The organism is Ensifer sp. SSB1 (assembly GCF_016652895.1).
In the GTDB taxonomy this organism is placed as follows: Bacteria; Pseudomonadota; Alphaproteobacteria; order Rhizobiales; family Rhizobiaceae; genus Ensifer.
In genome coordinates this window covers 1-10,155 of sequence record NZ_JAEPRP010000186.1, presented here as the reverse complement: position 1 = coordinate 10,155, position 10,155 = coordinate 1, and the positions used below count along the sequence as shown (strand labels likewise).

Genomic DNA, 10,155 nt, shown 5'->3' with positions numbered 1-10,155 from the left:
TCCTTCCGGCGTTTCATCGGCGCTATCCCGGCGTCCGACTGCTGATTACGGCCACCAACCGCCGCATCGACCTGATCGAAGAGCGGGTCGATGTGGCGCTTCGCGCCCGCGGACAGCTCGACACCGACAATCAACTCATCATCCGCAAGTTCGGGGAAGTGCGCGAACGGCTCGCGGCGAGCCCGACGTTTCTTGCGCGCTCAGGCGAGATCACGATCGACAACCTCAGCCAGCAGGCAACGCTGTCGATGAATGAGCAACACCCGACCGATGTCTGGCGGCTGGTCTCGGTCGATGGCAACACCACGGAAATTTCCCATCGTCCGATTATCGGCTGCAGCGACTTCATAATCCTGGAACGTGCCGCGATCGAAGGCATGGGCGTGGCGCTCTTGCCGGACCACATCTGTGAGCGGGCCTTCCGCGCCGGTGTTCTGGCGCCGGTGTTGCCGGAATGGACCTCCAACGACGTCGTGGTCCACCTCGTCTTCCCGTCCCGCCAGGGCATGCTGCCGGCAACCCGGGCGCTGATCGACTATCTCGCCGAAAACCTTCTCAACGCCTTGCAGAAATGCCGGGAGGTTCCGGTGCGGATGGCGCCTTCCTTCGACATCTGACGTCTCCGTCTCGTGCTGCTCAACACCGGCAAATCATCAAGACATTGCCGTCGGGGTCGCGGATCGTGAACCATTGCTCGAATTGCACCGGCGTGACGATTTCGACATCGAGGCTGGTCGCGTAGCTATACGCGGCCGCCACATCTTGCGTGTCGAAGTGGAAGAGCGGCGCTTCCCGCCGCGAGCCGGAAGCAAATATCTTGGCGTCGAGAAGCAGCCGTGCGCCACCCCCTCTGGGAAAAACCGCGAGATGGCCGTAGAGCGTTTCCGGCGCATCGACCTGAAGCAAGCGCGCATACCACGCTTTGGCTCGTTCGATGTCCGAAACCGGAACAAAGACGGCGCCGATATCCAAGCCGATAGCCGGCATGTTCCCCTCTCCCTGCCGTGAGCAGAAACTGAACTGAGACACGCGTTCAATCAAGATCTGACGAAGGTATCGAACGCGTTTTGCCGACGCCTAGAAGGACGGTAGTGGCCGGCATCAAGGGCGGGGTCTAATGGTGGCAGAGCGTGCCACCGTTCTCGAGTTGGGCAAAGACCTTCGCCGCCGCATCATACCGATAGGCTATCACCCGCGCCGTGCAGACGTCTTCATACCGCGCGCAGATCTGCATCGAAACGCAGAGATGTCCTTGAACGCCCCGGACCTTGGCGGGCGGATTGTCGTAAATGCCGTCGTAGATGGTTTGCGTCCGACCGGCGCCATCGCGCCATTGAACGAAGATCTCCGAACGAAAGTGATCATACCCGACGCTGCTGTATCCAACCGAGTACCGGATAGGCCCCACACCCGGAACATGGGTGGCGCCTGAGATCACCTCAGCCCAAGCGGATGCCTCCTGTGCACCGGCTGAGCCTGCCGCGAGCACGACAAGGCTGCAAAGCAAGACGACGGCGCATCTGATCGACGCCAGCAGCGCACACATGGCCAAGGTGATTTTACGTGTCCCTGAATGGAAGCGCTTGATGACAACAGACCTTTGCAAAGAAACCAATAGGGAAAGCGTCATTCGGCACTCACCCGTCTCGAACAATCGACGTTGGCCGGACCGGCAATTCTCTATATCCCAGAGCTATGAGAACTTTTGGAACCCTGATCGTCTCTGCGGTCTCAGCAATCCTTGTCAGCCTGATCGTCGCGGGTTTGTTTCTGCCTGTCTATGGCATCTTCGAGGGCGGATCGTACAATTGCCTAAGGGATGGCATCGGAGAATGTGCTTCGATGATTCCGCTCAGTGCGCTGATCTACGGCCCGTTGTTCTCCATTGTCGGCGCTCTGGCCGGCACGCCTGTTTTCTTGCAGGGCGCAATTGACTGCTACGCAGGAAACGCCTGGCGGAAAAATAGACGAGTTTAGTTCCCGTACCTCAGATAATGATCCGGTCGAGAATTCTAAAAATGAGAGATTTCAGCAGGGATGAGTTGGTTGATGGTGCCCCCAGAGAGACTCGAACTCCCGACCTACTGATTACAAATCAGCCGCTCTACCAACTGAGCTATAAGGGCACTTACTGGGCTCGGAGTTACCATAATCTCGTGCGGTGTAAAGCAAAATTGCGATTTCTCCCAATTTTTCAGATGCGTTCGGTTGCCGGCCATGCCAGAAACGGGGTCGAGAGATCGCCGCCAGCGGCATGCAACACATCGAACGGACTAAAGTTTCATGGCCCGAACGTTCAATTCCTTCGCCTTCCTCGCCTCTTCCGCGGAGGAGGCACAAAAGGCTGCAGCTGATCTCAAGGCGATCTATGGCGACAACGATCCGGCAAAGGCCGATGTCATCGTGGCGCTCGGCGGTGATGGCTTCATGCTGCAGACGCTGCATCAGACGATGAACAGCGGCAAGCTGGTCTACGGAATGAACCGCGGATCCGTTGGCTTCCTGATGAACCGCTACAGCAGCAAGAACCTGACGGACCGCATCTGCCAGGCAGTCGAGAACGCATTTCATCCGCTGGAGATGCAGACGACCGACGTCTATGGCGAGAGCTTCACGGCACTTGCCATCAACGAGGTCTACCTCTTTCGCCAGTCTTACCAGGCCGCAAAACTGCGCGTCCTGATCGACGGAAAAACACGGCTCGAGGAACTGACCTGCGACGGGTTGCTGGTGGCGACGCCCGCCGGTTCCACCGCTTACAACCTCTCGGCCCACGGACCGATCCTGCCGCTCGAAGCCCCGCTTCTGGCCATGACCCCGGTAAGCGCCTTCCGCCCGCGGCGCTGGCGCGGCGCGCTGCTGCCCAATCACGTCACCGTGGAGATTGAAATCCTCGAAGCTGACAAGCGGCCGGTCAACGCGGTCGCCGATCACCAGGAGGTGAAGTCGGTGGTCAAGGTGCGGATCGCCGAATCGGAAAACATGACGGCGCGCATACTCTCGGATCCCGATCATTCCTGGTCGGACCGCATCCTGGCCGAGCAATTTTCGAACTGAGCGCAACGTTCCCCGCGCGACATATGTTATCATCCTCCCGGCCCGATTTCCGCCGGCCAGCAGCAACACGGCAGCAAGCAGCCACCCCAAGGACGACGATCCAGATGCACAAACCCGCCCTCCTCGCGCTGCTCCTGTTTGTAAGCTACGGCAGCGCCGAGGCCGAGGACGCCAACGTCGTGCCGCCGCAGGCAACCTTCGTGACAAGCACAGGCTACTGGGAGGAAAGTGGTGAGCCGCTTTCATCCCTTGACCCCAACGCGGCTGCCGAGAAACCGAGCGACGCCCGGCGCGGCTACTACAAACTGATCGCTCTTCGGCAAGCGGATGGCACCGCACAGATCCACCTGCAGCAGGTCGAGGCGACAGCCGCCGGACCCGTGGTGGTTTCTTCGGCGGAACTCGAAGAGTTCTCGGCATTCAAGGCCTATGTCACCGACATTCGCCCGGAGACTTCGACGGGCGTCACTGCCCAGCCAGGCATGTTCGCGACCGTTTATCTGAAGACCAACCCCAGCGCGCGCGAACCGGAAACGTGGACGGTGCTCATCGACGACCTTGGCGACATCAAGATCGAGCGCGCGTCCAACTGAGCAAACGAAAGGGCCGGATGCGAACACCCGGCCCTGTTCAAATTCTTCAGACCGCTTCCGGCCTCAGTTCAGATCGTCGACGGCTGCATCCGCCCCACCACTGACACGGTGGGCCAAAGCCGCTTCCATGAACTCGTTGAGCTCACCATCAAGAACGTCGCCCGGCGCCGTGCTCTCGACGCCGGTACGCAGGTCCTTGACGAGCTGGTAGGGCTGCAGAACGTAGGAACGGATCTGATGACCCCAGCCGATATCGGTCTTCGACGCGGCTTCGGCGTTTGCCGCCTCCTCCCGCTTCTTCAGTTCGGCCTCGTACAGGCGGGCACGCAGCATGTCCCAGGCCTTCGCCCGGTTCTTGTGCTGCGAACGCTCCTGCTGGCACTGCACGACGATGCCCGACGGGATATGCGTGATACGCACGGCCGAGTCTGTCGTGTTGACGTGCTGGCCGCCGGCGCCCGACGAACGGTAGGTGTCGATACGGCAATCGCTCTCGTTGATGTCGATCTGGATCGAATCGTCCACGACCGGGTAGACCCAGATTGAGGAGAACGAGGTGTGACGGCGCGCGTTGCTGTCATAAGGCGATATGCGAACGAGGCGATGCACGCCTGATTCGGTCTTCAGCCAGCCGTAGGCATTGTGGCCCTTGACGAGCAGCGTCGCAGACTTGATGCCCGCTTCTTCGCCGTCCTGGATTTCCATCAGCTCGACCTTGTATCCCTGGCGTTCGGACCAGCGGGTGTACATGCGCAGAAGCATGTTGGCCCAATCCTGGCTCTCGGTACCACCGGCACCGGAATGCACTTCGAGATAGGTATCGTTCTGATCGGCCTCGCCGGAAAGCATGGCCTCGACCTGCTTCTTGGCTGCTTCGTTGCGCAGTTCGCGCAGCGCCTGTTCGGCATCCGCGATGATCGCCGCGTCGCCCTCTTCCTCGCCAAGCTCGATGAGCTCGATGTTGTCGTTGAGCTGCTGCTCGAAACGACGCAGGCCGTTGATGCCGTCGTCAAGCTGCTGGCGCTCGCGCATCAGCTTCTGTGCTTCCGAAGCATCGTTCCAGAGGGTCGGATCTTCGGCCTTGTTGTTCAACCAGTCCAGTCGTCTTACCGCCTGATCCCAGTCAAAGATGCCTCCTCAGCAGGCTTATGGCCTGCTTGATTTCGTCGACAATGTTCTCGATTTCGCTGCGCATGATCCTGCTTCTTGTGAACCCCGATATGAAGTGAGCGTCAAATAGCGATGCCCGCCGCTGATGTAAAGGCGGCGGGCATCCCAAGAGGGGAAAGGCTTAGAACAGGCCGTTGGAGCCCGAGGTCACCGCCTGGTTCGCCTGCGGCGAATTCTTCAGGATCTCCTCCGGCGGCACGTACTGGTCGAGGCCACCGATGACCGAGAAGGTGTCGGCCGGGCCGGTGCCGGGCTTGAAGGCCTCGATGATCGTGTCCGGCTCGCCCTCTTGGGCGGCCATGCCGGTCTTGCGGTTGACAGCGACCATGCTCATGCCTTCAGGCACGACGAACTTGCTCGGGCGCGTGCCCTTGACCGCTTCGGTCATGAAGTCGTTGAAGATCGGCACGGCGAGGCTGCCGCCGGTCGCGCCACGCCCGAGCGGGGCCGGATTGTCGAAACCAAGATAGAGGCCGGCGACCATGTCCGGCGTGTAGCCGACGAACCAGGCGTCCTTTTCGTCATTCGTCGTACCGGTCTTGCCGGCGACGGGACGATCGAGCTTGATCTTTCCGGCGGCCGTGCCGCGCAGCACCACACCCTCCATCATCGACGTGATCTGGTAGGAGGTCATCGGGTCGAGCACCTGCTCGCGGTTGTCGGTCAGGACTGGTTCTTCCTGGCTCTGCCAATCGCCTGCGTTGCAGTTGTCGCAGGTGCGGTCTTCATGCCGGAAGATCGTCTTGCCGTAGCGGTCCTGAATGCGGTCGATCAGCGACGGCTTGATCTGCTTGCCGCCATTGGCGAGCACCGAATAGGCTGAGACCATACGCAGAACCGTCGTTTCGCCCGAGCCCAGCGACATCGCCAGCAGCGGCGGCATCTTGTCGTAGATGCCGAAGCGCTCGGCATATTCGGCAACCAGGTTCATGCCCATGTCGTTGGCGAGGCGGACGGTCATCAGGTTGCGCGACTTCTCGATGCCGAGGCGCAGCGTCGACGGACCGGCGGAGCCGCCACCATAGTTTTCTGGACGCCAGACCTGTCCGCCCGCAACGATTTCGATCGGCGCGTCGAGGATAACCGATGCCGGCGTATAGCCGTTGTCGAGCGCTGCGGCGTAGACGAAGGGCTTGAACGACGACCCCGGCTGGCGCATCGCCTGCGTCGCGCGGTTGAACTCCGACTGGCCATAGGAAAAGCCGCCGACCATGGCCAGCACGCGGCCGGTCTGCGGATCCATCGCCACGAGACCACCCTGAACCTTCGGCGGCTGGCGGAGACGATATTCGCCCTTCTCGGGCAAGGGTTCGACATAGACGACATCGCCGGCGCCGAAGACCCCCTCAGGGGACTTGGCAGACTTGCGGTCACCGTTGGCGGAGCGATAGGCCCACTGCATGTTCTTGGTGGAGATGTGCCCGGTGACGCGCTCGGCAACGATCTTGCCCGAGGCTTCCTTTTCCGGCTGGATGCCGATCTCGGCACCCTGCGCATCGACTGAAAGTACGACGGCAAGCTTCCATTCCGGAACATCGCTGAAGGCGGCAACCGCTCCCAGCGGTTCGCCCCAATCGCCGCCGATCTCGATGGTCTTTACGGGACCATGGAAGCCACGGCGTTCATCGTAGCTCAGCAACCCTGCCTGCAGCGCCTTGCGCGCTGCGATCTGCAGACGCGGGTCCAGCGAGGTGCGAACCGACAAGCCGCCTTCATAGAGCGCATTGTCGCCGTACTTCTGAATGATCTGCCGACGGACCTCTTCGGCGAAGAAGTCGGAGGCGAAGAGATGCGCGCCGCCGCGGCGCGGGTTGACACCGAGCGGCTGCTTCTTGGCTTCTTCGCCGTCGGCCTTGGTGACGTAGCCGTTCTCCACCATGCGGTCGATCACCCAGTTGCGGCGTTCGATGGCGGCTTCGGTCTTGCGGAACGGATGGTAGTTGGCCGGGCCCTTCGGCAAGGCGGCAAGATAGGCGGTTTCGGCAATGGTGAGCTCGGTGACCGACTTGTCGAAATAGGTCAGCGCCGCACCGGCAATGCCGTAGGAATTCAGGCCGAAGAAGATCTCGTTGAGGTAGAGCTCAAGGATCCGGTCCTTGCTGTAGGCCTGCTCGATGCGGAAGGAGAGGATCGCTTCCTTGACCTTGCGGTCGATCGTCTGGTCCGAGCTCAGCAGGAAGTTCTTTGCCACCTGCTGCGTGATCGTCGATGCACCAACCGGGCGACGGCCGGAGCCGAAGTTCTGCAAGTTCACTGCGATGGCACGCGCCAGACCGGTGATATCGACACCCGGATGCTGGTAGAAGTTCTTGTCTTCGGCCGAGATGAAGGCTGCCTTGACGCGATCCGGAATGGCCTGGATCGGCAGGTAGAGGCGCCGTTCACGGGCATATTCTGCCATCAGCGCGCCGTTTCCGGCATGAAAGCGCGTCGTCACGGGCGGCGAATATTTCGCCAGAACCTCGTAGTCAGGTAGATCCTTGGTCACGACGCCCAAATAAAGCGCCGCGGCTCCAGCCACGCCAAGCAGCAGAAACGCACCAATCCCGAAGAAATATCCAATCAGCCTGATCATCAGCCAGATACCGGTACCTTAATTATCGTCCAATTGCCGGACCGCCGAGCGACAGTCCATGCTCTGTCCCGCCGGCTTACATAGCGTCGGTCCGACCAAACTCTTCCATCAGAAATCGTCTGGCATCACAGCGCCCCGCCAGCCCGGCTCCTCATATGGCGAGGAACCCCGGGCATCAACTCGTTTCTCAACAAAACCGGGCGCAATTCCGGTTACGTCCCGGATTGTGCGTAAAATAGGGCTGTTTCCGATTATAGCGTGCGCATCCAGTTGAAAAGCATAACGCTGTTACCGAGGCGACACAAATCACTTCGTTCCCGCGCGTGCCGTCATTTGTCAGCCGCCGCTGGCGACTGCCTGCTCGCGATAACGCTGAACGGCGACCGCAAGACGCTCCGAAACCTTCTTGCGCCACGCCGGATCCAGCAGCAACTTCTCATCCTCCTTGTTCGACAGGAAGCCCAACTCCAGCAGGATCGACGGCACATCGGGAGCCTGCAACACGCGGAACCCGGCGAAGCGGTGCGGATTGTTGATGAGATTGATCTGGCCCTCGAAGGAAGAAACCACAGCGCGCGCCATGTTGACGGAGAAGGCCTGCGTCTCGCGGCGGGTCAGATCGATGAGGATATCGGCGACCTCCGCAGGCTCGCTCTGAAGCGGTACGCCGGCGATTTCGTCCGATAGGTTTTCGCGCGCCGCGAGACCTGCGGCCAAGTGGTCGGACGCCTTGTCGGAGATCGTATAGACCGTCGCGCCGCGAATATCCTTTTGCCGGAGCGCGTCGGCGTGAAGCGAGATGAAAAGATTGGCGCCCTTGTTGCGGGCAATCTGCACGCGCTGCGGCAGCGAGAGAAAAACATCCTTGTCGCGGGTGAGAAAAGCCTCGATCCCGGCGCCCTTGTTCAAGGCCTCGACGAGATCCTGCGCAAAGGCCAGGGTGACGTGCTTTTCTTCCGTCTTCGTCTCGCCGGCGAGCGCACCGGTGTCAATGCCGCCGTGGCCGGCATCGATCGCGATGATGAAGGGTCCGCCCTCCTTCGTCGGCGCAACGGCGACGGGTCGGTCGGTTTTCGTCGCGGCGACCGAACCGGTCCATTGCTGTTCGCCAAGAAGCGCATCGAAGCGCGTCTGGTCGACCCGTTCAGCGTCGAGGACCAGGCGGTAGCCCTTGCCCCCCTCCTCCGCGATCACTTCCGCATGGGTCACTGCAACGGGGCCTTTTGCGGAAAGCACGATGCGGGAACTGCCCGCGCCCATGCCGCCGTAGCGGATCGCATCGAACAGACCACGCGGCTCGAGGCTGTCGGCCTTCAGGCCGAAAGCCGTTTCCGGCAGATCGACGACCACACGAACGGGATCAGCGACGTAGTGAAGCGAGAAGTCCGGCTTGCGGTCGAACTCGACGACGACCCGGGTGCGTGCGTCGTCGCCGGCGATCCGTGCACCGAAGGCGAGCAAGGGGGCCGGCTCGACGGCATGGGCGGCCGGCACGTTCAAGAGAAGACCGCCGACGAGCCACGATGCACCGAGCAAACGCCAACCCGTGCGCGACATCAACGACAACAGCGAACCGCGCATACAAACCGCCAAAGGCTTCACCTTGGGCTCCCCACCACTTTCTCGAAAATCAGATGGCAGCCGACGCGGCCACCAGCACATACCTTGATCAATGAACTCTTATGGTTAATCAAAGCTTGACAAAAGCCATCTTGCGCCCCGCACCGACACCATCGATTCATCTTTTGTCGGCCTACTCCACGTGGACGAGCGAATCGATCATTATTGTGGCAGCACGGGCTTTTCCCTTGCCAATGTGACATAGAAAACATAAAAGCGTCACAAGGAGAAAGTGTTGACGGGATAGAACAGTCGACCGGGCAGCCGGAGCTTCTCCAAAGCTTGGCGCCAGGGAGTGGTCGAACCGGATTAACCGGTTAAACGTATCGCACTTCCGCGGTCGCAAGGTGTTCATCCGCCGTCGCTGCATTTCCTCCTCGTACACTGGATCGCAAATTTCCGGCGGTGGCCGGAGTTCTTGATGGTGATTTTTCACCAACGCCCGCAAGCGGGCGCATTCATCGGGTCTTTATGAGACCTTGGACATTGGCATTCTTGTTTGGTCATTGATGTTGACTCAGCAGTATCGGTCAGAAGTAGAACGGCCCCGGAACACAGGTGTTCCGGCTGTCGTCTGGCTGCTGCACAATCACCTGCGCCAGACGAGAACTTTCATATCCGGCGCACCTTCCGACGTGTTTGGCAGTCTTCCCAAGGAAGCAGGTCTGTCTCCCGTTCCGCTGGTGCGCCGAGGAGCACAGCTTAGATGGCAGAGAAAATGCTTATCGATGCGTCTCACTCCGAGGAGACGCGCGTCGTTGTCGTACGCGGGAACCGCATAGAAGAATTCGACTTCGAGTCGGAACATAAGAAGCAAATCCGCGGCAATATCTATCTGGCGAAGGTCACCAGAGTGGAGCCTTCGCTGCAGGCCGCCTTCGTCGACTACGGCGGCAACCGCCACGGATTTCTGGCTTTCGCCGAAATTCACCCCGATTATTACCAGATCCCCCTTGCCGATCGCCAGGCACTGCTGAAGGCAGAAGCTGAAGAAGCGCGGCGCGATGACGACATCGAACATGTCGAAACCGCACCGGCGCCGGCAAGCGAACTGTCCGTTCCCGTCGACCTCGCGGTCGTTACGGAGGCCGAAGTCGAGGCACAGCCGGCAGAAGCCGCTGCCGCCGAACCGGTGGTCGA

Annotated in this window: 8 protein-coding genes, 1 tRNA gene and 1 pseudogene; 4 read left to right on the top strand and 6 right to left on the bottom strand. The window is 60.6% G+C overall.

The window, feature by feature from the left end:
* The coding region (locus I8N66_RS31210; protein ID WP_291162433.1) for a LysR substrate-binding domain-containing protein at nucleotides 1-617 on the top strand (617 nt) is incomplete at its 5' end.
* A gap of 19 nt (nucleotides 618-636) precedes the next feature.
* Here I8N66_RS31210 and I8N66_RS31205 read toward each other — a convergent pair.
* The 3 genes from I8N66_RS31205 to I8N66_RS31195 all read right to left on the bottom strand — a co-directional run bounded on the left by I8N66_RS31205 (nucleotide 637) and on the right by I8N66_RS31195 (nucleotide 2,126).
* A complete protein-coding gene (locus tag I8N66_RS31205) occupies nucleotides 637-972 on the bottom strand; it encodes a VOC family protein (RefSeq protein WP_291162430.1) in 336 nt (111 codons plus the stop codon).
* 142 nt (nucleotides 973-1,114) lie between these two features.
* Complete coding sequence (locus tag I8N66_RS31200) at nucleotides 1,115-1,630, bottom strand: hypothetical protein (RefSeq protein ID WP_291162427.1); 516 nt, start codon at nucleotides 1,628-1,630, stop codon at nucleotides 1,115-1,117.
* Nucleotides 1,631-2,050: 420 nt separating this feature from the next.
* A tRNA-Thr gene (locus tag I8N66_RS31195) sits at nucleotides 2,051-2,126 on the bottom strand.
* 157 nt (nucleotides 2,127-2,283) lie between these two features.
* Here I8N66_RS31195 and I8N66_RS31190 point away from each other — a divergent pair.
* Nucleotides 2,284-3,057 (top strand): NAD kinase, encoded by a 774-nt coding sequence (locus I8N66_RS31190; RefSeq protein ID WP_113537812.1) that lies wholly within the window; start codon nucleotides 2,284-2,286, stop codon nucleotides 3,055-3,057.
* A gap of 104 nt (nucleotides 3,058-3,161) precedes the next feature.
* On the top strand, nucleotides 3,162-3,650 hold the full coding sequence (locus I8N66_RS31185) for a hypothetical protein (protein WP_113537811.1): 489 nt from the start codon (nucleotides 3,162-3,164) through the stop codon (nucleotides 3,648-3,650).
* Nucleotides 3,651-3,713: 63 nt separating this feature from the next.
* Here I8N66_RS31185 and prfB read toward each other — a convergent pair.
* From prfB to I8N66_RS31170, 3 genes are all read right to left on the bottom strand, one after another.
* A protein-coding gene (gene prfB, locus I8N66_RS31180; protein WP_113537810.1) for a peptide chain release factor 2 occupies nucleotides 3,714-4,845 on the bottom strand; the annotation gives its coding sequence in 2 pieces (ribosomal slippage) (nucleotides 3,714-4,775 and nucleotides 4,777-4,845; 1,131 coding nt in all).
* A gap of 96 nt (nucleotides 4,846-4,941) precedes the next feature.
* On the bottom strand, nucleotides 4,942-7,395 hold the full coding sequence (locus I8N66_RS31175; protein ID WP_113537809.1) for a penicillin-binding protein 1A: 2,454 nt from the start codon (nucleotides 7,393-7,395) through the stop codon (nucleotides 4,942-4,944).
* A 336-nt stretch (nucleotides 7,396-7,731) separates the two neighbouring features.
* On the bottom strand, nucleotides 7,732-8,976 hold the full coding sequence (locus I8N66_RS31170) for an N-acetylmuramoyl-L-alanine amidase (protein ID WP_113537808.1): 1,245 nt from the start codon (nucleotides 8,974-8,976) through the stop codon (nucleotides 7,732-7,734).
* A gap of 745 nt (nucleotides 8,977-9,721) precedes the next feature.
* Here I8N66_RS31170 and I8N66_RS31165 point away from each other — a divergent pair.
* Nucleotides 9,722-10,155: pseudogene (locus I8N66_RS31165) on the top strand (S1 RNA-binding domain-containing protein); the annotation flags it as partial.